A 24,306-nucleotide genomic window follows, 5' to 3' on the forward strand; every position below is an offset into this window, starting at 1 on the left:
GCCTCGTTCAGTCGCCTTGTCGATGAAAAAACATTCTGCGTTATTTAACTGAAAGTCAATGAGACAGCACACTAGGAGCCGTAATTGCAAAAAAATATGCCCCGTATCCGAAAATTCTGATTTTCAGATACGGGGCACCATTATTTATCTTTCTTTCACTCAATCCATCGGTTCTGCCGGCACAAACACTCTCTCGGAGTGCACCTCTGCAGGCATCTGTTCCTTTGCTCTTTCGACCGCCTCTTCACAAAAATATTCCTGCGCGCAGACGAGATTCTTTCCGCGTTTGTCGATCTTCACATACGTTCCATCCGGCTGAAGGATCTGCGCTTTCACATTATCTGCCAGCTGGATATCAAGAATATGGCGGATCTCTTTCATAATGGAAGCGTCTTCTACCGGGAAGAGGATCTCTACCCGTTTATCCAAGTTTCTGGGCATCCAGTCGGCGCTACCCATGTAGATCTCTTCCTGGCCGTTGTTGAGGAAGTAGAAGATCCGGGCGTGCTCCAGGAAATTGCCGACCAGGGAGCGGACGCTGATGTTCTCACTGATCCCCGGAATTCCCACTTTCAGACAGCAGATTCCGCGGATGATCAGCTCCACTTTTACCCCTGCTGCGGAAGCTTCATAAAGAGCTGCGATGACCTCCTTATCGCAGAGGGAGTTCATCTTCGCAATGATATGCGCCGGTTTTCCCTGTCTTGCATTGCTGGTTTCCCTGCGGATCAGGCTGATAAATTTATTCCGTAGCCAGAGGGGGGCCAGGCTCAGCTTGTTCCATTTTCTCGGCTCGGAATAACCAGACAGCATATTGAAGACTGCTGTGGCATCCTCTCCGATCGGCTCTGAGCAGGTCAGAAGACCACAGTCGGTATAAAGTTTCGCCGTGGAATCGTTGTAGTTTCCGGTACCCAGATGCACATAACGGCGGATGCCGTCCTCCTCCCGGCGGACCACCAGCGTGATCTTACTGTGTGTCTTTAAGCCCACCAGGCCATAGATGACATGACAGCCTGCCTTCTCCAGCATCTTCGCCCAGATGATGTTGTTTTCCTCATCGAAGCGGGCCTTCAGCTCTACAAGGACGGAAACCTGCTTGCCGTTCTCTGCTGCCTGAGCCAGAGCTGCGATGATCGGAGAATTGCCGCTGACACGGTAAAGGGTCTGCTTGATGGCCAGAACGTCCGGGTCCTTCGCCGCCTGCTTGACGAAATTCACCACAGGATCGAAAGTCATATACGGATGATGGAGGAAGATATCCCCTCTCCGGATCTGGGTGAAAATATCGTCGTCGTTCATCATCGCAGGTACAGGCTGGGGCTTGTAGGAGGGATGCTTCAGATGGTCGAAGCCCTCCATTCCGTACATTTTCATGAGGAAGGTCAGGTCCAGCGGACCGCCCACAGTGAAGACATCGTCGCCCTGAATATGGAATTCTTTTTTCAGGATCTTTAAGAGACGGGAATCCATGCCGTCCTGAACGCCCAGACGGATAACTTCGCCCCATTTTCTCTTTTTCAGCTGTTTCTGAATCTCATTTAAGAGATCTGCTGCCTCATCCTCGTCGATCGTGAGGTCCGCATTCCGGATGATCCGGTAGGGATCGGCGCAGATCACATCGTAATTGAGGAAAAGCTGGCCGATGTTCCGCTCGATGATCTCCTCCAGAAGGATGACCCGCTTCTCTCCGTCTTTTCCGTCAGGCAGATGCACCAGACGGGGCAGCACAGAGGGAACCTGCACCGTGGCGAAATCCAGTTTTTTCTCGGGGTCGTCTTTTTTCGCAATCAGGGCCCCGATATTCAGAGACTTGTTCCGGATCAGCGGGAACGGGCGGGAAGAATCCACGGCCATCGGTGTCAGCACCGGATAAACGTTCTCCTCAAAATAACGGTCCACAAAGGCGCCCTGCTCTTTCGTCAGATCCTCGTGGCTCACCACAACCTCCAGGCCGTTCTGTTTCAGCGCTGGAAGCAGGGAACGGCTGTAGGTGGAATACTGCTGATTCACCAGCTCATGGGCCTGCTTTAAGATCAGCTCCAGCTGCTCGGAGGCCGTAAGCCCCGCGAGGTCTTTTTTCGTATAGCCCGCATGGACCATATCTTTTAAAGAAGCCACGCGGATCATGAAAAACTCATCCAGGTTGGACTCGGTGATGCTCAAAAATTTCAGCCGCTCAAAAAGGGGCAGATTCTTGTCTCTCGCCTCGCTTAACACTCTCTCGTTAAATTTGATCCAGCTCAGTTCCCGGTTCGTGTAATAGCTCGGATCCATATACATGCTCAGTTCTTTTTCCATTGCTCTTCCCTCCCCTTATATATGTTTCTTCTGATGAATCGAAGTCCGGATGCTGAAAACCTCCTCGAAAAAGGCTGCTTTCTCGGTAAAAAGTCCTCTCTCCAGCGTGATGTCCTCTGGCGTATCCACCTGAATGATCAACTCCTTGTCTTTCAGGCTTACCTTGACATTTTCAAATTTCTGCTTGTGGCTCCGGTCGCAGGCATTGGCCACTCGAAGGATTGCCGCCAGCTTGGCCACCGTAAGATATTCGGAACGGTCGAGATCGGTCTCCCGGCTCAGCTCCTCGTAATACGGAAATTCCGTGGTATTGAATTTGACAATGTAGGCAATGATCTCCCGCTCTTTTCTCGAAAGACCGATGATCTCTGTCGCCATGATGATCTGGTAGGAACAGTCCGCCGGATCGCTGAGGGAAATATACTTGCCACAGCCATGAAGAATCACGGCAATCTGAAGCAGAAGACGCTCCCGGCTTCCGAGACCATGAATCTTTTTCATGCGGTCAAAAATCTGCAGGCCCAGATTTTCCATGATCCGGATATGGCTCTTGCTGCACTGGTAACGCTTGGCGATATTTCTGGCAGAGGCGAGGATATCTTCGTCGAAATTGTGACCAGCCCGGATGATGCGTTTTCTTTGGGCATAATCGTAGGCGTTTCCGTCGTTGAGGTTGAGGCCCGGCATCCAGATGCTCTCAGCTCCCATGGCGGAGATAAACTCGCTGCAGATGATCAGCGTCGGCACAATCAGGGAAATGCTCTCCTCCGGCAGCTCGAAACGTTCTGCTGCCACAGAGGGTTCCACATGAACCACACCGTCATAGATCGTCTGAAATTCCTCCAGAGAAACAGACTGCTTTTTGGAAAGGCCTCCCAGATAATCACCGACCAGAATTACGTTGGAAACCTCTCGGTCCTTCACATACATTTTCTTGAAATTCTGAAGCTCGCTTCTCGTCAGCTCCTGAACCAGCTCCTCGAAATGGCCGTACATATGCTCCATGGCGGCCACCCGCTCGCGGATACGGAGGTTTCCGATGCGGATATTCTGGGTGGAAACCAGGCTGTCCTTGTCAAAAAGGGACACCTGCACGCTGCCGCCTCCCACATCAAGGATGGCGGTGCCTTTTTCGATAATCCGGTTGAACTCGTTGGCCTGAGCTGCGATGGACTTGTAATCCAGGAAACGCTGCTCGGCATTGTCGAGCACCTCGATCTTAAGGCCGGTCTTTTTCTCCAGATAATCCAGAAGGATCACCCGGTTTTTCGCCTCCCGGATCGCACTCGTGGTGTAGGCCCGGTAAGCCTCCACCTTGTAGCTTTTCATGATGGAGATGAAATCGTTCAGCACGAGGCAGAGCTCCTCGAGCTTCTCCGTGCTGATCTTTCCGGTGGCGTAGGTGTCTTTTCCCAGCTCCAGACGGTTCCGGATGCAGTCGATCTCCCGCATGCCTTTTCCCCTGGAAAGCTCAAAAATCTTCAATTCCATCTCGGAGGAGCCGATATCGATGGCTCCAAACAATGTATACTGCATATAAATCCCCCTTTCCCTTTTATGGCAGGTCGCTTAAGCTTTCTGACCGCAGAGGTAATCGATAAACTGCTGTGCCGTCCGTCCGGAGAGGCCGCCGTGGTTCAGCTCCCACTGATTTGCCTTGAGAAGAAGCTCCTCCTCGGGCATATCGATGTGATATTTCTCCGCCAGGGTCCGCACGATGTTCTGGAATGCCTTCTTATCCGGCGCGCCGAAATAGATCGTCACACCGAAACGGTATACCAGGGAAAGCTTCTCCTGAACGGTATCGTTTGTGTGAAGCTCCTCGTCCCGGTCCTCCTTGTCTTTGAAGGTCTCCCGTACCAGATGACGGCGGTTACTGGTGGCGTAGATCAGGATATTGTCCGGCTTCCGTTCCAGACCGCCTTCGATGACTGCCTTCAGATATTTGTATTCGATCTCAAATTCTTCAAAAGAAAGATCGTCCATGTAAATGATGAAGCGGTAGTTCCTGTTTTTGATCTGAGCGATGACCTCGTTCAGATCCTGGAACTGATGCTTGTAAACCTCGATGATTCGTAAACCTCTGTCGTAGTATTCGTTGAGAATACCTTTGATACTCGTGGATTTTCCGGTTCCCGCATCTCCAAAAAGGAGGCAGTTGTTGGCCGGCCGGCCCTCCACGAAGGCCTCTGTATTGTCGATGAGCTTTTTCTTGGCCGCCTCGTAACCCACGAGATCGCTCAAGTGTACATGGGCGATCTTCGTGATGGGCACGATATGAACGCCATCCTCGTCGTGAGCCACGCGAAAAGCCTTGTGAAGGCCCAGCTTGCCCACGCCGAAATCCTTATAAAACTCACTCATATCCTTCTTGAACTCGTCGATAGACTCGGTGCTTCCCAATCGGCGGCTCAGCTCGCAGATCCGGTCGCGGATGCGCTTGTTGAACATTTTTCCCTGGTCGTCGGAGCCTTTGTAATCGGCGATCATGGCGTAGCAGGAAGTCTCGAGAGCTTTTTCCACAGCCCCGAAATCAAAATCATAAAGCTCCTTGAAAATCTCAAAATCATGGTAGGCAAGCTCGTTGATGCTGCCGCTGATCTCTCCCCGGATCTCACTGGCCGTACTGAACGCATTTTCGTTGTTCACCAGAAGGTAGGTCAGATAGGTGTGCCAGAGATTTCCCTCGAAGCCATAGGTGCCTGCCAGATCCACCAGGCCGTGAATGCACTCATAGTAAAGACCGCGAAGATCTTCCTCGTTGTAGTATTCGCTGCCCGCGTGGTCAAAGATCCAGGCCATGTCCTCGAGGATCTGTCCGTTTTCAAAATTACGGTATACGATCAGTTCATGTATCCTTGTCATAGCTTTTTTCAAACTCCTCTTGTTGTCTTTAGTAATTGCCCAGGATCCGCATATTATTTGCTTCCTCGCGGATGCCTCGGAGCGCGTTTTTCACGCCGCCGTCGTTTAAATTTCCCTCAAAATCGATGAAGAACCGGTACTCCCAGTTTCTGCCCGGAATGGGGCGAGACTCGATCTTGGTCATATTCAGATTGTTGTAAATGAAATGAGACAGGATGTTATAAAGGCTTCCGCTCGTATGGGGCACCTCGAAGGAAATGCTGATCTTCTTCGCATCCCAGCGGAAAATCCGCTGATTGGTCACGATGATAAATCTCGTGGAATTGGCCTCGTTGTCGTAGATCTTGTCCGCCAGAACTTTGAGGCCGAACTTCTCTCCTGCATAGGCGCTGGCGATGGCCGCCTGGGTTTTATCCCCGTCCTCTTTCACTTTTTTGGCCGCCATGGCAGTATTTACCATGGGAATCTGTTTCCAGTCCCGGTGCGTGCCCAGATATTCCTTGCACTGGGAAAGCGCCTGGCTGTGGGAATAGACGGTCTTGATATCGGAAAGCTCCGCATCGGGAAGACCCAGAAGGTTGTGCTGGCAGCGGATCACCTGCTCTCCCACGATATAGTTCTCAAACTCCATCAGAAGGTCGTACATATCGCTGACGCTGCCCGCCGTGGAATTTTCGATCGGAAGGACCGCAAAGTCCGCGGAACCCTCGGCGATCGCCTCCATGGCATCCCGCCAGTGCTCCACATGGAAGGAAGTGATGTCATCCTGGAAAAAGGCTTTCATCGCCGCCTCGCTGTAGGCTCCTTCCACGCCCTGGAAGACCACCCGGACCCGGGATTTCTCGATCTCTTCCACAGCGATAAAGGGAAGCCGGCCTACCACGCCGTTCTGGGCGAGAAGCTGGTACTGCAGCTTCCGGCTCATGGACATGATCTGCTGGAAAAGCTCCTCGATGCCGTGGCGGTTGAAATCATTATCCGCCAGCTCTGTCACCGCCCGGATTTTTTCCTCCTCCCGGGCGCGGTCAAACACTTTTTTTCCTGTACTGATTTTATATTCTGCCACCTCGGAGCTGATCTTCATCCGTTTCTGGAAAAGGCCCACGATCTCCTTATCGATGGCGTCAATCTCATTTCGCAGCTCCAATAAGTTCTCCATGTAATTCTCCTTTTAACTCTTTCATCGTTTTTCCATAAATGGGATGGCGCTTGTAGGGTGCAATCTCCGCCATGGGATCCACCACAAAATCACGGTTCTGCATATCGATATGTGGAATCGTGAGCTCGTCGGAATCCATCACCAGATCATCGTAGAAAATGATATCGAGATCCAGCGTTCTCGGCCCCCAGCGAAGCACCCGCTCTCTTCCATGCTCCGCCTCAATGCGGTGAAGCTCCGCAAGAAGCTCCTCCGGTGTGAGAAGGGTCCGCACCTCCATGGCCCCGTTGAGGAAATCATCCTGCTCCACGCCGCCGTAAGGCTTCGTCACAATCAGGGTGGAAACTTTTGTGACCGTGGTGTCTTTGATGGTTCCTACTTCTTTGATCGCTTCCTGAACCGTCTTCTCCGTCTCGCCCATGTTGGCTCCCACAGCGATGTAGGCTGTGTGCCAGCCCCGCTCGATCTCCACGGAAACCGTATCCAGCGGAAGATTGACCGGAGCCCAAGGTTTCTTGATCTCCAGATGGATCTTCTCCAGGCCTTTCGTCGTCAGAAGAAGCTCCCGGCAGAGATTCTCTGCTGCAGCCTCCAGAAGCTTGTAGGTGTTTTTGCTCATGTAATCTTTGATCTGATTGCTGATCTCCCCGTAATTGATGGATTTTTCCAGATCGTCGGTGAGGCCTGCCGGGCGCGTATTCGTATAGAGGGTCACATCAAAGAGAAATTTCTGTCCCAGAAAGGTCTCCTCCGGATAAACGCCATGCTTGCAGTAGAGCTCCAGATCTCTGATATGTATCTTGTCCATAAAGCCCTCCTTACTCCACAGTCCATTTCTTATCATGGAGAATGGCCTCGGTCATCTGAACGGCCCGGAAATTCTCTTTCACGTCGTGAACCCGGACGAAGGAAGCTCCCTCCATCACGCCGAAGACCGTCGTCACCATGGTTCCCTCCACGCGCTCGGAAGCCGGAAGATCCAGGGTCAGGCCAACGACGGATTTTCTGGAAGTTCCCAGAAGAATCGGATAGCCCAGAGCCTTCATATCGTCCATATAGTGAATCGCCATAAGGTTCTGCTCGTAGGTTTTTCCGAAACCGACACCGGGATCCAGAATAATCTTCTCATCTTTGATACCTGCTTTTTTCGCGATGGCGATAGTCTCTCTCAAATCATCCAGAAGCTCTTTGCGGAAATCCTGGTAGTCGGTGTTGTTCCGGTTGTGCATGAGGCAGCAGGGAGCATCGTATTTCGCGATGATGCCGGCCAGCTTATCATCTGCCTTGAGTCCCCAAATATCGTTGACCAGATCGGCTCCTGCTTGAAGGGCCGCCTCCGCCACGCCGCTCTTATAGGTATCGATGGATACGGGAACGTCGAACTCCTTTTTTACCATCTCGATCATGGGAACCACACGGCTGATCTCCTCCTCATCGGAGATTTTCTGATAGCCCGGTCTCGTGGACTCGCCGCCGATATCGATGATGGCAGCGCCGTCCCGGATCATTTCCCCGGTGTGCTTTTTTGCCGCATCAATCCGGTTCCATTTTCCTCCGTCAGAAAAGGAATCCGGGGTCACATTCAGGATTCCCATGACATAGCAGTGATTTTCAAGATCAAACTCTTTCTTTCCGATCTTCATTGATTTGTTTCCTCCATCTATTCTATTCAGTATTCAATCCACAGATTTTTCTTCTCCGGGCTCCAGTCACATTCCTTCTCCGCCTTACAGCCAAAGCAGCTCCGGGACATTTTATCTGCCCGGTAAATGATTCCCGTGAGACTTTTTTCCTCCCGGATCGCTCTGTTCCGGTGATTCTCAATGGCCCGTAAAATGCGCGCTTTCTCTTCTTCTTCGTAGCCGTAACGCTCCATGAGCTCTTTTGCAAAAGGAAGACTTGCCAGCTGATGAGGCGTCCCATCCTCATACTGCACGAAACGGCCCACATCGTGAAGAAGGGCCGCCGTGTAAATCTCTTCTTTTTCAATCCCCAAATTTTCTTCCAGATTAAAAATATAGGCCAGGCGTGCCACATCCAGAAAATGTGCCATGTCATGGCCGCAGAAGATCCTGTCCCTCTCGAAGAGCGCAATCTTCGAGAGGCAGGTACGATATAATGGATCCTTCAGAATCCCATTCACTCGCTCCATCATCTTCCGATCATCCGATAGAAGGTATTCTGAAGCTTCTCATTGTTGTCAAAGACACCGCGGGTGGTCACAGTGACCGTCTGGGCTCCCGGTTTCTTGATGCCGCGCATCGTCATGCAGAGATGCTCCGCCTCGATCATAACCATGACACCCTGGGGAGCCAGATGTTCCATGAAAGCATCCGCGATCTGGGCTGTCAGGCGCTCCTGAAGCTGCAGTCTTCTGGCAAAAACCTCGACGGTTCTTGCAATCTTGCTCAAGCCCACAACGGTTCCGTCGGGAACATAAGCCACATGGACTTTTCCGTAGAACGGAAGCATATGATGCTCGCAGAGGGAGTAGAAGGTGATATCCTTCTCCACTACCATCTCGTTGTTATCTACATGGAAGCGTTTGGAAAGATGTACGCCTGCGTCCTCATACATGCCTCCTGCGATCTCCTCATACATCCGGGCGATCCGGTCCGGAGTCTCCAGAAGTCCTTCTCTTTCAGTATCCTCGCCAATTCCCTCCAGGATTAGTTTAACGCCTTCTCTGATTTTTTCCTGATCCATTTTAAATCTCCTTCTTCCGGCTGCCTTTCAGCCAAGTTCCTTCACTGCTTTTTCCGCTTCTCCCAAAAATGACAGGGAGCCAAAAATGAGGATGACCTCATCTTTTCCCGCAGTTTCTATATTTTCTTTTACCGCCTGCTCAATGGAGTCCGCTGTCATCACAGGAACGTGATGGACCTCCCAGGCTTTTTTAAGTTCTTCTCTCGGAAGCGCCCTTGGGTTTCCAGGCGTCTCCACTGCCGTCACCCGTGCCGCATAGGGCGCGGTGATGAGGATGACCTTCTCGTATTCTTTATCTTTAAACACTCCCATGATGTAGAAAAGCTTCTTTCCCGGGAAGTAGGTTTCTATGGAAGCTGCCAGTTTCTTCGCCGCGTCCTCATTGTGGGCTCCGTCCATAAAAACCAGAGGATTTTTATGAATACAGGTAAAACGGCCTCTCCAGACGGTCTTCTTCATTCCTCTTCGGAAGGCATCGCCGGAAATTGCAAAGCCAAGGCTTCGTAAGCCCTGAACAGCCTCCGTGGCGAGGGCTGCATTTTCAATCTGATAAGCTCCTGCCAGATGGATACGGATATCTTTTTCCTCTCCGTAGGAAAAACTCTGCTCCTCAACGCCGTACCGCACATCGGAAATTTTTCCCGGATCGACCATGATAAGCTTCGCATTCCGCTCTGCCGCCGTGCGTCTCAGCACCTCTGCCGCCTCTTCCTTCTGGAAAGCGGAAACGACCAGCGTGTTTTTCCTGATGATATCCGCCTTGCACTCCGCGATCTCTCTGAGGTTATTTCCCAACACGCCCAGGTGATCCAGACTGATGGAAGCGAAAACCTCCATCAGAACCTCCTCAATGGCGTTGGTGGCATCGTCTCTTCCGCCCATACCTGTCTCGAGAACCACTGCGTCACACTTTTTCTCTGCAAAATACAGAAGACCAAGCGCCGTCTCGATCTCGAAAGCGGTCGGCGTGCGAAGGCCGTCCCGGTCCATGGATTCCGAAGCCTCCCGGATCTTCGTGACCAGCCTTGCCAGCGGCTCTTTCTCTATGTATGCTCCATCCACCTGGATCCGCTCCCGGTAGGAAAACAACGTCGGCGAGATATAGCGTCCCACCCGGTATCCGCTCTCCGTGAGCACCGTGGACAGGAAGGCCAGAACAGAACCTTTTCCGTTGGTCCCCGCGATGTGGATGATCTTCAGTCCCTTTTCTGGATTCCCAAGGCGTTTCAAAAGCTCCCTCATGGCATCCAGGCCAAGTACACTTCCGTATTTAGTCACATTGTCTAAATATACTCTTGCCTCTTCGTAATTCATTTGTCTCCAATCTTCTTTCAGAGGGAATTCTCTTCTTCCCTCGTTAAACATTTATTATAGTATAAACGCCCTGCTTTTTCAAGCTCGGAGTCATTGTATTGAAGAAAGTACATCAACAGTTCAGAGCATTTGCAAAAATGAAAAAACAGGCTATGCAAACTTGTTTGCAATAGACTGGATTTTCATTTTGTAATGGGAGGAACGGCGCTGAGTCCCAGTGGGACTCGTTTAGCGCGGACCGAAATGGAATGTAGACCCATTAACCTCAGGCAGAAGCTGCGAATGCAGCGATAGTGCGAAGCACGGGGTGATGAGTCCCGGTGGGACTCGTTTATCACCGACCGAAGCGGAGCGAAGAACTGTGGCCTACTGTGCTGAACGTCCTGAATAATTTTTCAAAATCCGGGAATCCTTTTTCACATGAGAAAAACATTCATTCAATGCGGCATCCTGGGCTGGGGCATGGAGATTCTGTGGACCGGACTCGACTCCTTCCGGCGCCGGGACTTTAAACTCACCGGTCATTCTTCCCTCTGGATGTTCCCCATCTACGGCTGCGCGGCCTTCATCGGCCCCGTCTCCAGACTCCTCCGGAAGAAAAATCTCCTTTTCCGGGGAAATCTCTATATGCTCGGCATCTTCCTCGTGGAATTTTTCACCGGCTCCCTCTTAAAGAAGAAAAACTGGTGCCCCTGGGATTATGGCGATGCTCCCTTAAACATCCACGGCGTCATCCGACTGGATTATGCGCCTTTATGGCTGCTCGCCGGGCTCTTTTTCGAACATGTACAGAACTCCACGAAAAAAGGGGGCAGTCTCCGTCCTTCCGGATCCGCAACCTGACAGCCAGCCATACGCCCGAACCAGTCATAAAATAGAAAAATCCGCTGCCTGTCTTCTTCAGCAGGAACCAGCGGATTCTTTTGTCTTCTTAATGATCGCAATGATCGCAGTGATGCTCCGGCGGAAGGTCCGGAATCCCGTCTCCATCCACATCCATGGGCGCAAGCCCGCGGCCCCGGTCGCCGATATTCTGGGTCTGGAGCGTCTTTTTCTTCGTGCGCTGTTCCTCAGAAGCCGCAAGAATAAAGTTCTTGATCTCCTTGGAATGGCGGATATGTTTTAAGTGAAGTACCGGATCCGTCGTATCTCCCCCGAAGCACTCCACCGTGCCAAGGCCGAAGAACCGCTCCGGCAGAGACCGGACGAGCCGGGTGTCCACAATCTTATACATGTAGCAGTCATCCTCCTTCTGACGAAGCAGCCCGCTTTTCACTGTGATATATTCTTCTGTCACCCGATAAGTCGTAAAAGTAAAGGGAAGGCCGAAAAACAGCCATCTTTTCCGTTCCTGAAACTGCATAAAATTCCTCCTATCTTCCCACTACACCTGCCTACGAATTGCTCCGCTGCAGTCTGACATTGAATTTAAGCATTACTCTAATCAAAAACCAGTATAGCACATGGTTCGGAAAATTCCAAAACAATTCTTGAAATTCTTTTCTCTTTGGTATATGATAGTAAAAACACTTCCGGGCGTGCCCGGATCCAAAACAGCAAAGGAGATATCTATGAGACATTTAATGAGTCCCCTGGACTTTTCTGTGGAAGAAGTAGAACAAGTCCTCGACCTGGCAAAAGACATTGAAATGAATCCTAAGAAATACGCACATGCCTGTGATGGTAAAAAAATCGCTACTCTTTTCTATGAACCAAGCACACGCACCCGCTTAAGTTTTGAGGCAGCAATGCTCAATCTCGGGGGGTCTGTACTTGGTTTTTCTTCGGCCGATTCCAGCTCTGCTTCTAAAGGTGAGAGCGTTGCCGATACCATCCGCGTCATTTCCTGCTATGCTGATATCGTAGCTATGCGCCATCCCAAAGAGGGTGCTCCTATGGTAGCCGCTTCCAAATCCAGGATTCCCGTCATCAATGCCGGTGACGGAGGCCACCAGCATCCCACCCAGACTCTTGCAGACCTTTTGACGATCCGTTCCTTAAAAGGACGTCTCAACAATCTGACCATCGGTCTCTGTGGCGACCTGAAATTCGGCCGTACCGTTCATTCTCTTATCAATGCCCTGGTTCGTTACACCGGCATCCGTTTCGTTCTCATCTCCCCCGAAGAGCTTCGTCTTCCCAGTTACGTCCGTGAGGATGTCCTGGATAAAAAACATATCGAATACAAAGAAGTGACCCGCCTGGAAGATGCTCTTCCGGAGCTTGACGTTCTCTACATGACCCGTGTACAGAAGGAACGTTTCTTCAATGAAGAGGATTATGTACGGATGAAAGATTTCTACATTCTCGACAAGAAGAAACTGGAACTGGCTCCCTCTGATATGCTGATTCTTCATCCTCTTCCCCGTGTCAACGAGATCGCCGTGGAAGTGGACGACGATCCCAGAGCCGTTTATTTCAAACAGGTACAGTATGCCGTTTATGTTCGTATGGCATTGATTCTGACTCTTCTGGAGGTGAAAGTATGTTAAGTGTAGGACAGTTAAATGAAGGTTTTGTTCTGGACCATATCCAGGCCGGAAAAAGCATGGAAATCTATCGTTATCTGAAGCTGGATGAGCTGGACTGCTGCGTCGCCATAATCAAAAACGCCCGCAGCGACAAGATGGGCAAAAAAGATATCATCAAAGTGGAGTGTTCTCCCGAGATGCTGGATCTGGATGTCTTAGGCTTCATCGACCACAACATCACCGTAAATATCATTCGTGACGGCGAGATCGTAGCCAAGAAACCGCTTACTCTTCCGAAAAAAATCACCAATGTGATCCGCTGCAAGAATCCCCGCTGCATCACATCTATCGAGCAGGGACTGGATCAAGTCTTCTTCCTAGCAGACGAGGAAAAAGAGATCTACCGCTGCCAGTACTGCGAGGAGAAATACCGTCATTCAAGTAAAAAATAAAATCTTACAAAAAAACAGCCGGTTAGGCGGGGTTCCGAAAAACCTCTGCCTGACCGGCATTTTTGTCTTCTTATACGTTGAAACAACCGCCTCCGATGAACTCTCTCAAAAGGGAATTGACCGGCACGCTGTCGTTGGGGATGCCTACAAAGTAATCGAGGAATTTCAGAAGGCGCTTGGCCTCCTGATACTCCGGTTCGTCTTTTCCGATACCGAAAAGCAAGGGCTCCGCGTACATTTTCAGCACGGCCAGCTCATAGATAAGAGCCGAATTGAACATGACGTCCGCATCCTCCTGATAGGGGAAAATATAATTTTCCTCGCCCCGGCGCACGGAAGGCCACATGGCGATGGTCTGTTTGGCTGAGGTGCCTCTCGTTCTGGCATCCCGAACAATCCGGCGGATCAGCCGTCCGTCTGTGGTGGGAATCCGGTTGTGCTCGTCGATATTTAAGGAAGTCAGCGCACTGATGTAGATCTTAAACTTGCTCTCCTTGGGAAGGGAATAGGTCAGGGCCTCGTTGAGGCAATGGATGCCCTCGATGACGAGAATATCGTTTTCGCCCAGCTGACGGAATTTTCCCTTGTACTCCCTTTTTCCGGTGACAAAATTAAAGGTGGGCAGTTCCACCCGCTCACCGCGGATGAGGGCATTCATATCATGGTTGAAAAGCTCCGTATCGATGGCTTCCAGGCACTCAAAGTTATAATTGCCGTCTTCATCCCTCGGAGTATCCTCCCGGTTCTTGAAGTAATCATCCACCGGGATTGGATGGGGCTTCAGGCCGTGAGCCGCCAGCTGGATCGAAAGCCGGTGAGAAAAGGTCGTTTTTCCGGAGGAAGAGGGGCCTGCGATCATGACGATCTTCTTGCCGGGATTTGCTGCGATTCTAGCTGCAATCTCAGCGATCTTTCCTTCCTGATAGGCCTCCTGAATGAGGATCAGCTCTCCGATATCTTTCTTCACAAAGTAATCGTTCATATCTCCAACGGTGGTGATTCCAAGAAGTTTACTCCAGTGAAGCGTCTCCTTCTGCACCTCAAAAAGCTTCTGCTGCGCCTGGAATTCACCGATCTCTTCCGGATGTTTCCGTTCCGGCAGTTCCAGCACGAAGCCCTCGTCAAAAAGACGCAGCTTAAAATAGCGAAGATAACTGGTGTCCGGCACCATGTAGCCATAATAGTAGTCCTCAAAGCCGTCCAGATTGTAAATGTTCACCCGGGAAACTCTCCGGTAATGGAAGAGCTTTTCCTTATCCTTCATGCCGTACTGGCCGAAGAGAGCAATGGCCTCATCGGTCTGGATATTTTTCTTCTCCAGGGGAAGGGCCTGCTTTACCAGAGACTGCATCTCCTTCTCCACCTCTGAGAGGAAAGTCTCGTTTAACTCCACCTTTCCGGCGATGGTACAGTAAAGACCGTTTCCAACGGCAAACTGGACCCGGACATGCTCCACATTCTCATGGCCTGCCGTATGGTAAACGGCTTTCAGCATCATGAGAAGCATACTCCGGCGGTAGGCGTTGTCACCGATCTTATCCGCTGTGGTCACAAAATCGATCACACAGTCTTTTTTCAGGGTGTGATGGAGCTCCCGGAGCCGTCCGTCCACTGTGACCAGAACGATATCGTGGTCTTTTGTCTCCCTGAAATCCTCAGCGATCTTCCGATAAGGGGTTCCTTTTTCATAAGTATATGCGTTTCCGTCTATGGTAACTGTCAGCTTTGTCTCATTCATTTTTCAGTCCAACCTTTCTTTTGCTGCACGAATGTCTTCCAGTTCTTTCTCCACTTCTTTTTTCCGAAAAGCGGCTTTCTCTCCTTCCATCTGAGCCAGATGCTCCCGGATCTCCGTAAATTTTCGTTCTTCTCTTTCCAGAAATTCCTTCAAAACCGGATCCTTTTTCGCCAGGAGCACGGGGCCGTATTTCTGCTCGATTTCCGTAAGCGGCGTCATTTTGCCGTGTTTCACCCGCATCATGGCATAATATTTGCCATCCTCACAAAGCATATGCTCCTCTTCGATCCGGTATTCGTTTTTCTCCAGGTAATCCCGGACTCTGGCAAACTCCGACTGGGGCTGGAGCACCAGCGTCTCCACGCTCTTCAGTACCTTCGCTCCCTCCGTCAGGATATGGATCACGAGGCCGCCGCCCATACCGGCGATGACCACGGTGTCGGCTTCTCCTTCCCGCAGGGCTGCGACGCCGTCGCTCAAACGAAGATCCATCCGGTCCTCAAAGCCGTGGCTTTTCCTGTTTTCCTCCGCCCGGAGAAGGGGCCCTTTTCTCACATCCATGGCGATGGCCCGCTCATAGTTTCCTTTTTCCATCAGATAAATGGGTATGTATCCATGGTCTGTACCCACATCTGCCAGACAATGGCCGGCAGAAGCCAGATCGGCCACTGCCAGTAAACGCTGTGATAACTGCACGAATCGTATTCTCCTTTATTCTAAAACTCTTTTACTTCCGGCTCCATCCGGTCTTCCCTGCCATATCTCTCTGATAAGTCTTCCCTCAGTCAAGAGAAATATGCAACTTTCCGATGGCCTCCACACGCCGCTTGTCCGCCACGATCTTCTGAAGTCCGGCCATATCTGCCGGATCCAGATGAGCAGTCCGGTACTCAATGCTTCCCCGGAGCACTCGAAGAATCGTCTCGTTCAGGGCCTTTTCAAGCTCTGCCTTCGTCTCCACGCGAACCGTGGCGTTAAAAAGAGCCGCCACCTCCCGCTGCTGCTCCGCATCCTCGTAGGCACTCAGGATTCGCGCTGGATTCACTTCCCCGGTTTTCAGCTGCTCAAAGAGCTTCTCCGCCACCTCACGGTAAAGGGGATCGGTGAAATCCTCCGGTGTAATGTAGGCGCTGATCTTTTCATACAGCCCCTTCTGCTCAATAAGCCAGGTCAGAAGAAGGCGCTGGGAAGTCTTCTTTCCGTCTTCTTTTTCCCGCTTTTTCTGGGGACGGACAACCTCCTCCCGCTCTCTTCTGGGGACTGCTCCCCGCATGGCCTCCCGGTTTACCATTTTCCGCAGGGAATCAAAACTGATCTGGTAGCGCTCCGCCACAGCCTGGATATAATTTTCCCGCTCCAGCTCCTGGTCAAACTCCATGAGTTTCCGGGCTACCGCCTGGTAAAAACCGGTCTTCCCCTCGGGATCGTGCATATCAAAATCCCGCTCCAGGATGGAAATCTCAAAGAGAAAGCTGTTTTCCGCCTGGTCCATCCGCTCCTGGAAGGCCTCGGGACCCAGCGTCTTGATAAATTCGTCCGGGTCCTTATAAGGGTTCATATGAAGAACCCTCGTGGATATCCCCGCCGCTTTCAGCATGGGAATCGCCCGAAGCGCCGCCTTGATGCCGGCTCCGTCGCTGTCGTAGGTCAGGATAACCTCATCGGTATAGCGCTTCAGAAGACTGGCATGCTGGGTGGTAAGAGCCGTTCCCAGGGAAGCCACAGAATTCTTAAAGCCTGCCTGGTGCATGGAAATCACATCCATGTAGCCCTCGCAGACCAGCATGCTCTTTTTCCTGGCCGTCCGGGCCACGTTCAGGCCATAGAGATTCCGGCTCTTATCAAAGACCGCCGTCTCCGGAGAGTTCAGATATTTCGGCTTTCCGTCTCCCATGACACGGCCGCCGAAGCCGATGACACGGTTGTTTACGTCCATAATGGGAAAAATGACACGATTCCAGAATTTATCGTACATACCGTTTCTCTCATCCACATTCATAAGCCCGGATTCCCGCAGAAGCTCGTCGGAGACGCCCTGCTTTTTCAGATAAAGATACAGGTCGTTGCTGTATTTGTTGGAATAGCCAAGGCCAAAGCTCCGGATTGTCTCGTCGGAGAGACATCTGTTTTTCAGGTATTCCATGGCCTGGCGGCCGTTCTCCGTCCGAAGCTGGTAATAATAGTATTTTGCTGTCATCTTGTTCACATTCAGGATGCGAGTCCGAAGATCCTGTGCCCGTCGTTCCTCCTGGGAGTATTCTTTCTCCGGAAGTGTGATGCCAGCCCGCTCTGCCAGAAATTTCATAGCTTCCGGGAAAGAATAATTCTCGTACTCCTGAATAAACGTAAATACGTTTCCACCCGCCCCGCAGCCGAAACAGTAATACATCTGCTTATCCGGACTTACGGAAAAGGAGGGAGATTTCTCGTTGTGGAAGGGGCAGAGCCCGAAGTAGGAACTTCCTTTCCGCTGGAGTTTTACATATTCGGAAATGACGCTGACGATGTCATTCCGTGACCGCACCTCCTCGATCACATCTTCTGCATAATACATATCTGTCTTTACACTCCTTCCGTTGTATCCGTATCTTTCTGATTCTATGCTGCCAGTTTTTTCACCCGGGAACCGACTAGCCTCTCCAGGCCTTCGGAATAAAGATCTCCGCAAACCGGTCGATGGCGTACTGATCGGTCATTCCCGCGATATAGTCGCAGACCACTCGCTCCTGTGGCTGATTCTTCTGATGAATCAGCTCCAGATATTCCTTCGGCATCCGATCCGCATGGCGGTTATAATAGCGGTAAAGTTCCTGGATCATCTCCCGGGCCTTCCGCTCTTCCTGTTTGGCCTCGGGATTATAGTACACATGGTCAAAAAGGAAACTTCGAAGCCCCTGCATGGCTCCTGCAATCTCAGGTGACATGAGGATATCCGGCTTGTCGTAACTGTTTTTTACAATGTCATGGATCAGCGTGTTGAGCCTCTCCCGGGTGCTGTGGCCCAAAAGCAAACAGAACTCTTCCGGAAGCTCCTCCTCGGAAAGAATGCCTGCCCGCTCCGCATCGTCGATATCATGGTTGATATAGGCGATCTTATCGGAAAGGCGGACGATTTTTCCTTCCATCGTGGAAGGATGGCCCGACGTCCGGTGGTTCCGGATGCCGTCCCTCACCTCCCAGGTCAGGTTCAGGCCCTCGCCTTTCTTCTCCAGAAGTTCCACCACGCGGACGCTCTGCTCATAATGGGCAAAACCCAAGGGGCAGATCTCATTTAAGGCCCCTTCCCCGGCGTGGCCGAAGGGCGTATGACCAAGATCGTGGCCGAGAGCAATGGCCTCCGCCAGATCCTCGTTGAGCCTTAAAGCCCTCGTGATGGTCCGGGCCGTCTGGGCCACCTCCAGAGTGTGGGTCAGCCTCGTCCGGTAATGGTCTCCCTGGGGAAGAAGGAAGACCTGGGTCTTGTGCTTGAGCCGCCGGAAGGCCTTTGAATGAAGAATCCGGTCCCGATCTCTCTGATAAACCGGGCGGATATCGCAGGGCGGTTCCTCCCGCTCCCTTCCTCTGGAATTTCTGCTCAAGGAAGCGTAGGGACTTAAATAGTCGGCTTCCCTCTGTTCTGCCATCTCACGAATGTTCATGTGAATCACCTCTCTCTATTTTATCGAATTTCTGTTCCAATTTCCAGCCCTTTTTTCCGTCGGCCGGATAAAGGGTGATGGCCCCGCTCTTCATCGTGTAAAAAATGCGGCAGCCTGCCCTCTCAAGGCGCTGAACCGTTTCCGGGGCGGGGTGGCCGTAGCGGTTTTCCTTCGCACAGGAGATCACGGCAAGCTTCGGGCGGACCGCCTGCAAAAAAGCTTCGCTCGTCGAATACCGGGAGCCATGATGACCGACTTTCAGGATATCGGCCTCCAGATCCAGCCCGGAAGCCAGAAGTTCCTGCTCTCCTTCCTCGCCAAGATCTCCGGTGAAGAGAAAGCGAAGGCCATTTAGGTCCACCAGAAGGACCTGGGAGTTTTCGTTTTCGTCCTCTTTTTTCTGATTTTTTGCAGGAGAAAGGCAGCGGATCTTTGCATTTTCTTCCTGAAAAACCGTGCCCCGACTGATGTAGAGGAGGTTTGTTCCGAAACGCCTGGCCTCCTTTTCCAGGCGGAGTCTGGTCTCATCCTCGGGAAGGGCGGAAAGGCAGAGATTATGGATCGGGATGCCGTGAAACTGATCCTTCAGAAGCTCCTCTGCCCCGCTGATATGGTCCGCATCCATATGGGAGAGGAAAAGATAGTCCAGGGCTGAAACGTCCCTGGCTTTCAGAAAGGGCAGAATGCGATAAGTTCCCACGTCGGAAACGGTCGTGCTGCCGCCGTCGATGAGGCAGGTTATCCCCTGTTCTGTGCGAAGAAAAATCGCGTCTCCCTGGCCGACATCAAGGAAAGTGACTTCGGAGGGGCGATTGATTGGGAAGCAAAGGATGCAAAGAGACAGAATTATAAGAAATATTCTGAGCCAGATATGGTGGCATTTTTGAGGTGAATCGATTGACGCAGATTGATCTGATTTTTCAAATCTGCTTTGGTCTGACTGACCTCCAAACTCTCTTGTTTCACTATACAGTCTCTGATTACCTGTGTTTTCTTTCCATTTCTGTATAGTTTCGCTTTGCATGTTTAATGATTTCATTCTATTGTATTGCTTCTGGTTTCTAATTTTTTCTGATTCTATCTGACTTTTTGTTATATTTCCATAATTTCTACATTTTTCTAAGCTCACGGCTTTCCTGCGTCTTCCTCCCCACACCGCTATCCCCACCAGCACATAATACACCCCAATTCTCCACAATTCCGGCTGCCCGATGATCGCCCGGCTCCCGGGCAGCACCTCTGTTCTTTCCAATAGGGTCTGGAAAAACCTTAACACTCCCGCCGAAGCCCCGGCGAGGAACATTCCCACCATCACGGAAACTCCTCCCGTCAGCATCCCCGCGGCCCCGGACAGAAACACCACCGGCACCAGCGGAATCACGATCAGGTTCAAAAATAATGCATAGGGCATCCATTCATAAAACCAGTAGAGCGTACAGGGCAGCGTAACCAGCGTCACCGAAACTCCGGACAACAGGCTCAAAGCCATCTTGTTTTTCCATCCCAGCCTTTTCTGGATGGCCGGATAGACCAGAGCCATCGCCCCCACCGAGAGGAACGAGAGCTGAAATCCACACTGAAAGAGCTGTAGCGGCTGCTCCGCCAGAATCAGAATACCGGCAAGCGCCAGCGCCGACACCACATCGTAGGTCTCCCCCAAAACTTCCGCCCCCAGATACACCAGAAACATAAACACTGCCCGCTTCGCCGACACGCCAAAGCCCGTGAGGAAGCCATACACCACCATAAAACTTCCGCTCACCGCCGCCGAAAAAGGATAACTTCTCTTTTTCTTCCGCAGAAACTGATAGAGCAGCATGCCGACCAGCGAGATATGTAAACCCGAGATCGCCAGAATATGGGAGATTCCGCCGGACTGATAGAGCTCCTTCTGCTCTTTTTTTAAACCACTTTTTTCACCTAAAAGCATAGCCTGAAGAAGCCCGGCTTCCTCTTTTCCTGTGATCGTTTCCAACGTACGAGCCCAAAAAGAGCGCAGTTCATAAAGCTTCTGAAAAAAGAAATTTTCTTTTGCCTCAATTATCATAAGCTTTGCTTTTTTCAGAACCATGCCGATTCCACGGGCTTCATAATAGGCCTTCTGGTCAAACTGTCCCGGATTGGCCGCTTCCTCCAACGGTGCGTAGGTTCCCGTAACCTTTACCCAATATCCAATTTTTAATTCTGTTTGCTGATTTTCATAGACAAGAACCTGTCTTTGATAAGATAGATCTGATGATAGATAAATATGAGACAGACGAAGCTGCCGGCTGTTTTCCTTTTCTGTAATCTCCTCCACGGTTCCGGTCAGAGTGACCGTCTCCCCTGCGGAGAGAGCCGGCGGCGGTGGGGCAAGAATTCCCCGCGCCCCCGCCGCTCCAATCAGAAAAGCCACCAGCAAAAACGCCCAGAGAAGCGGTCGTTTTGTCATATAAGCGCCTTTCTTATTAAAAGAAACTCTTCCACAGCGAATCCACACCCACCGAGGGCTCCAGCACATCGCTCTCACTGGAGACAACCTGGTGAATGAGGTCTTCGCGTTTGGTAAAAGGTTGCGTGAGATCGATTTCATCCCGGTAAAGTGTTTCCTGTGAACCCTCGATCTGGATGATAACTTCCCTGACACCTGCCGTATCTATGAGGGCATCCACCGCAGCATAGAGGCTGGTCTCCGCCGTCACATTGGACTCTGAAGAGGGAGCCGCATTGAAAGCAGAATCAAAGTTTACCGTACAGGTGCCCCCCTCCGTCTGGACCGAGAGGACCTTAGTTTCCGCCGGAAGAACTGCCTGAAGCTTCGCATTCACCGGTCCTTTGATGAGCTCTTCCAGGATCACCTTTTCCAGCGTGGAATTGGAAGAATAGTGGACGTTTCGCATCTCCCGCTCGATGAGGCTGCCGTCGCTGTCCGCGAAATAGAGGGACAGGGTGGCATTCTGGTAGGAATTGATGCCGTCGCCCTTCGTATCGATGAAAGATTCCGCCGTCATGCCTCCCACCACGTCTCCTGCCTCATCCACAAGGTCTTCGCCATTCACCGTGATAACCACCTGTTCCACATTGGAGACCTGAATCAGCGTGTTGACAAAGGCCGCCCGGACCAGAATCTCCCGAACCGGGTCCATATCGTTGTAGGCCTCGTTGAAGTCCACATCCACCTCCCGGGCTTTCAGGACACAGTGCTCTACCTTCACCTCATCCGGCAGGGCTTTCACATGGTCGCTTCCCACCTGGGGACGGCCCATTTTTTCCAGAAGCTCCTCCGTCACCTCTCTCGGTGAGGTGGAACTCTCCGGCGTGTAGCTCTCTTCCACCAGCTTCGTGCCGGAGGTGCTGATATAATACACCTGATACTGGGTGGAACCGCCGCTTTTCTCCGAACAGCCGGTCAGAAGAAGGGCCAGTAGAAAAATCATCAGAAAAGATACTCTTTTTTTCATATCAGGCCTCCTCACTCTGCATGGATCAGAGGAATGCGGACCGTAAAGGTCGTACCCTCTCCCAGTTTGCTGTATACTTTGATAGCTCCCCGGTGCATCAGAACGGCGCTTCTCGTGATGGCAAGACCAAGACCCGTACCTCCGATCTCTCTCGAATGGGATTTGTCTACCCGGTAAAAGCGTTCAAAAATATGTTCCTGGGATTCCTCGGGAATACCGATGCCGGAATCCTCCACTTTGACATAGAAATACTTGTGATCCACATTTAAGGAAACATGAACCCAGCCCTCGTCCTTGTTGTACTTGATCGCATTTTCCACAAGGTTGGAAAGGGCCAGACTCAGCTTTGTCTCGTCCACCTGCGCCACCACTGGCTTGAAGTTTTCCATGACAAGCTCCACCTTTTTCTTGTCAGCGATGGGTTTTAAGCGCTTGATGATCTGATCCAGAAGCTCGTTGATATTTTTATCTTCAATGTGAAGATCCGCCGCCTTTTTATCCAGCTTGACAAGGGATAAGAGGTCGTTGATGATCTTGTTTTCCCGGTCGATCTCCTCGCCGATATCCGTCATGAACTCCTTATAGAGCTCCACCGGCACATCGTCCTGGGAAATCAAGGAGTCCGCCAGCACCTTCATGGAAGTGATGGGCGTTTTCAGCTCGTGGGACACGTTGGAGACAAACTCCTGTCGCGAATCCTCCAGCACCCGGAGCCGTTTCAGCATCCGGTTGTAGGCCTCGGAGAGCAGCTGGGTCTCAGTATAATCCGGAATCGAAATATCCTCCTCCAGGAAACCGCCGGTCATCTCGTCGAGGGACTGGGTGACTTTTCCGAAGGGACGGATCAGAAGCTTGGAGGTATAAAGGGCCGCCAGAAAAACAAGCGCTGCCATACCGATCTGTAAAAGGAGTACCTTATGGCTCAGGGCCGACCGGCTCTCCTGAATATCGTTGGTGGGAGTGCTGATGACCAGCACGCCTTCCACCTGATCCTCGTCATTTTCCAAGGGGATCGTCATCTCGATAAACTCGCTGGCCTCGTCGTAACGCATGGTCCGCGAGCCCTGAAAACACTTCAAAAGCTCCTCGGAGATGATCAGCTTGTTCTCATCCAGGCCATAGGTATCCTTGATGATCCGGAAACCGCTGTTCACAATGACGATGCGGCCGTTATAGAGCCCCGCCAGCTGCGAGAGCTCCATCTCCGCCACCTCCGATGTATTTCCCTGAAGATAGCCTGAGCGGACCAGCTCCTCTGCCAGGCTGATACACTGATTCTGCACCAGCGACCCTCTCTGGGTAATGCTCTGCTCCTCAAAACTTCTCAGAATTCCCTGCTTGATCAGCATGATGGGTATGATGCCCACCAGCATAAAAATGACAAAGATGCGGAACTGCAGGCTCTTTCCGTACTGCCGAATCCATTTTCCCTTAAAAAACTTTTTCACTGTCGTTCCCCTGTCAAGAAAAGGCCGGCGCATAGAAAAACGCCGACCTTTTTATTCTACTTCTTTCGTCTATTTATCAGGTCTGCTGGAAATAGTAGCCCACACCCCATTTGGTGTGAACGTATCTCGGCTCGCTGGGATTGGCCTCGATCTTCTCTCTCAGACGGCGGATATGTACATCCACGGTACGGACATCGCCGGGATACTCATAACCCCAGACGATGTTCAGAAGATTTTCCCGGCTGTAAACCTTGTTCGGATTGAAAACAAGGAGTTCCAGCACATCAAACTCCTTCGCCGTCAGGTTGACCTCTTTTCCGGCGATGCTCACCCGGCGTCCCTCACAGTCCAGCCGGAGATCTCCGGCCTCCACGACCTTGCTTCTGGTCTCCTCTGGCGTTTTTCTCGCCGTGCGGCGCATGATGGCTTTCAGCCGCGCCTTAACCTCCAGGATGTTGAAGGGCTTCGTGATATAATCGTCCGCGCCGTACTCCAGTCCCAGAATTTTATCCATATCATCTCCCTTGGCAGTCAGCATCACAACCGGCACCGATGAAAATTCCCGGATGGACTGGCACACTTCAAAGCCGCTGAGCTTGGGCAGCATCACATCCAGAAGAACGATATCGTACTCCTTCTCTTTGACCATGTTCAGCGCTTCCTCGCCGTCGTAGGCGCAGTCTACTTCCATTCCATCCTGCTCCAGGCTGAAACGGATTCCTTTCACGATCAGTTTTTCATCATCCACTACCAGTACTTTCTTTGCCATGGGCT

At 51.5% G+C, this 24,306-nt stretch carries 21 protein-coding genes; 3 read left to right on the top strand and 18 right to left on the bottom strand.

Annotated elements, in window-relative coordinates:
• Window positions 1-159: 159 nt before the first annotated feature.
• From LKD71_RS09515 to LKD71_RS09555, 9 genes are read right to left on the bottom strand one after another with little or no spacing between them, the layout of a single operon-like run.
• Entirely contained in the window at window positions 160-2,301 is a 2,142-nt protein-coding gene (locus tag LKD71_RS09515) for an RNA degradosome polyphosphate kinase (protein ID WP_227615234.1), read from the bottom strand.
• A 15-nt stretch (window positions 2,302-2,316) separates the two neighbouring features.
• A complete protein-coding gene (locus LKD71_RS09520) occupies window positions 2,317-3,837 on the bottom strand; it encodes a Ppx/GppA phosphatase family protein (RefSeq protein ID WP_178046010.1) in 1,521 nt (506 codons plus the stop codon).
• A 33-nt stretch (window positions 3,838-3,870) separates the two neighbouring features.
• Entirely contained in the window at window positions 3,871-5,166 is a 1,296-nt protein-coding gene (locus tag LKD71_RS09525; RefSeq protein ID WP_227615235.1) for an ATP-binding protein, read from the bottom strand.
• Window positions 5,167-5,194: 28 nt separating this feature from the next.
• On the bottom strand, window positions 5,195-6,325 hold the full coding sequence (gene pheA / locus LKD71_RS09530; RefSeq protein ID WP_178046008.1) for a prephenate dehydratase: 1,131 nt from the start codon (window positions 6,323-6,325) through the stop codon (window positions 5,195-5,197).
• On the bottom strand, window positions 6,297-7,133 hold the full coding sequence (folK, locus tag LKD71_RS09535; protein ID WP_178046007.1) for a 2-amino-4-hydroxy-6-hydroxymethyldihydropteridine diphosphokinase: 837 nt from the start codon (window positions 7,131-7,133) through the stop codon (window positions 6,297-6,299). Before folK ends, pheA begins: the two co-directional genes overlap by 29 nt.
• A 10-nt stretch (window positions 7,134-7,143) precedes the next feature.
• Window positions 7,144-7,968 carry a dihydropteroate synthase gene (gene folP / locus LKD71_RS09540; RefSeq protein ID WP_178046006.1) on the bottom strand — a complete coding sequence of 275 codons (825 nt, stop codon included), beginning with the start codon at window positions 7,966-7,968 and terminating at the stop codon, window positions 7,144-7,146.
• Window positions 7,969-7,994: 26 nt separating this feature from the next.
• Window positions 7,995-8,480: an HD domain-containing protein gene (locus tag LKD71_RS09545; protein WP_331466433.1), complete on the bottom strand. Its 486-nt coding sequence runs from the start codon at window positions 8,478-8,480 to the stop codon at window positions 7,995-7,997.
• Entirely contained in the window at window positions 8,477-9,031 is a 555-nt protein-coding gene (gene folE / locus LKD71_RS09550; RefSeq protein WP_178046981.1) for a GTP cyclohydrolase I FolE, read from the bottom strand. The genes LKD71_RS09545 and folE overlap by 4 nt, the downstream gene beginning before the upstream one ends.
• A 27-nt stretch (window positions 9,032-9,058) precedes the next feature.
• Entirely contained in the window at window positions 9,059-10,345 is a 1,287-nt protein-coding gene (locus tag LKD71_RS09555) for a bifunctional folylpolyglutamate synthase/dihydrofolate synthase (RefSeq protein ID WP_227615236.1), read from the bottom strand.
• A gap of 420 nt (window positions 10,346-10,765) precedes the next feature.
• Between LKD71_RS09555 and LKD71_RS09560 the strand changes: the two genes are divergently transcribed.
• Window positions 10,766-11,188, top strand: coding sequence for a putative ABC transporter permease (locus LKD71_RS09560; RefSeq protein WP_178046979.1), 423 nt, complete (start codon window positions 10,766-10,768; stop codon window positions 11,186-11,188).
• 88 nt (window positions 11,189-11,276) lie between these two features.
• On the opposite strand, the gene LKD71_RS09565 is transcribed toward LKD71_RS09560, so the two are convergent.
• Window positions 11,277-11,708 carry a PH domain-containing protein gene (locus LKD71_RS09565; protein WP_227615237.1) on the bottom strand — a complete coding sequence of 144 codons (432 nt, stop codon included), beginning with the start codon at window positions 11,706-11,708 and terminating at the stop codon, window positions 11,277-11,279.
• A 208-nt stretch (window positions 11,709-11,916) separates the two neighbouring features.
• Here LKD71_RS09565 and pyrB point away from each other — a divergent pair, with 208 nt between their 5' ends.
• Both pyrB and LKD71_RS09575 read left to right on the top strand, forming a co-directional pair.
• Window positions 11,917-12,837 carry an aspartate carbamoyltransferase gene (pyrB, locus tag LKD71_RS09570; RefSeq protein WP_178046977.1) on the top strand — a complete coding sequence of 307 codons (921 nt, stop codon included), beginning with the start codon at window positions 11,917-11,919 and terminating at the stop codon, window positions 12,835-12,837.
• Window positions 12,831-13,268 carry an aspartate carbamoyltransferase regulatory subunit gene (locus LKD71_RS09575; protein WP_178046976.1) on the top strand — a complete coding sequence of 146 codons (438 nt, stop codon included), beginning with the start codon at window positions 12,831-12,833 and terminating at the stop codon, window positions 13,266-13,268. The genes pyrB and LKD71_RS09575 overlap by 7 nt, the downstream gene beginning before the upstream one ends.
• Window positions 13,269-13,338: 70 nt before the next feature.
• Here LKD71_RS09575 and LKD71_RS09580 read toward each other — a convergent pair whose 3' ends face one another.
• From LKD71_RS09580 to LKD71_RS09615, 8 genes are all read right to left on the bottom strand, one after another.
• Window positions 13,339-15,006, bottom strand: coding sequence for a nucleoside kinase (locus tag LKD71_RS09580; protein ID WP_227615238.1), 1,668 nt, complete (start codon window positions 15,004-15,006; stop codon window positions 13,339-13,341).
• 3 nt (window positions 15,007-15,009) lie between these two features.
• The gene (locus LKD71_RS09585) at window positions 15,010-15,702 is read right to left on the bottom strand and encodes a tRNA (adenine(22)-N(1))-methyltransferase (protein ID WP_227615239.1); all 693 of its coding nucleotides are present in this window, start codon (window positions 15,700-15,702) and stop codon (window positions 15,010-15,012) included.
• 85 nt (window positions 15,703-15,787) lie between these two features.
• Window positions 15,788-17,560 carry a DNA primase gene (gene dnaG / locus LKD71_RS09590; protein WP_227615240.1) on the bottom strand — a complete coding sequence of 591 codons (1,773 nt, stop codon included), beginning with the start codon at window positions 17,558-17,560 and terminating at the stop codon, window positions 15,788-15,790.
• A gap of 76 nt (window positions 17,561-17,636) precedes the next feature.
• Window positions 17,637-18,644 carry a deoxyguanosinetriphosphate triphosphohydrolase gene (locus LKD71_RS09595; RefSeq protein ID WP_227615241.1) on the bottom strand — a complete coding sequence of 336 codons (1,008 nt, stop codon included), beginning with the start codon at window positions 18,642-18,644 and terminating at the stop codon, window positions 17,637-17,639.
• Window positions 18,631-21,075 (bottom strand): ComEC/Rec2 family competence protein, encoded by a 2,445-nt coding sequence (locus tag LKD71_RS09600; RefSeq protein WP_227615242.1) that lies wholly within the window; start codon window positions 21,073-21,075, stop codon window positions 18,631-18,633. The genes LKD71_RS09595 and LKD71_RS09600 overlap by 14 nt, the downstream gene beginning before the upstream one ends.
• A 16-nt stretch (window positions 21,076-21,091) precedes the next feature.
• Window positions 21,092-22,084 (bottom strand): GerMN domain-containing protein, encoded by a 993-nt coding sequence (locus LKD71_RS09605; RefSeq protein WP_227615243.1) that lies wholly within the window; start codon window positions 22,082-22,084, stop codon window positions 21,092-21,094.
• Window positions 22,085-22,095: 11 nt separating this feature from the next.
• The gene (locus LKD71_RS09610) at window positions 22,096-23,565 is read right to left on the bottom strand and encodes a sensor histidine kinase (RefSeq protein ID WP_408610993.1); all 1,470 of its coding nucleotides are present in this window, start codon (window positions 23,563-23,565) and stop codon (window positions 22,096-22,098) included.
• 43 nt (window positions 23,566-23,608) lie between these two features.
• Window positions 23,609-24,301, bottom strand: a complete 693-nt coding sequence (locus tag LKD71_RS09615; protein WP_227615244.1) for a response regulator transcription factor — start codon at window positions 24,299-24,301, stop codon at window positions 23,609-23,611.
• Between the last annotated feature and the right edge of the window lie 5 nt (window positions 24,302-24,306).

Source organism: Fusicatenibacter faecihominis (assembly GCF_020686945.1).
Lineage (GTDB): Bacteria > Bacillota > Clostridia > Lachnospirales > Lachnospiraceae > Limivivens > Limivivens faecihominis.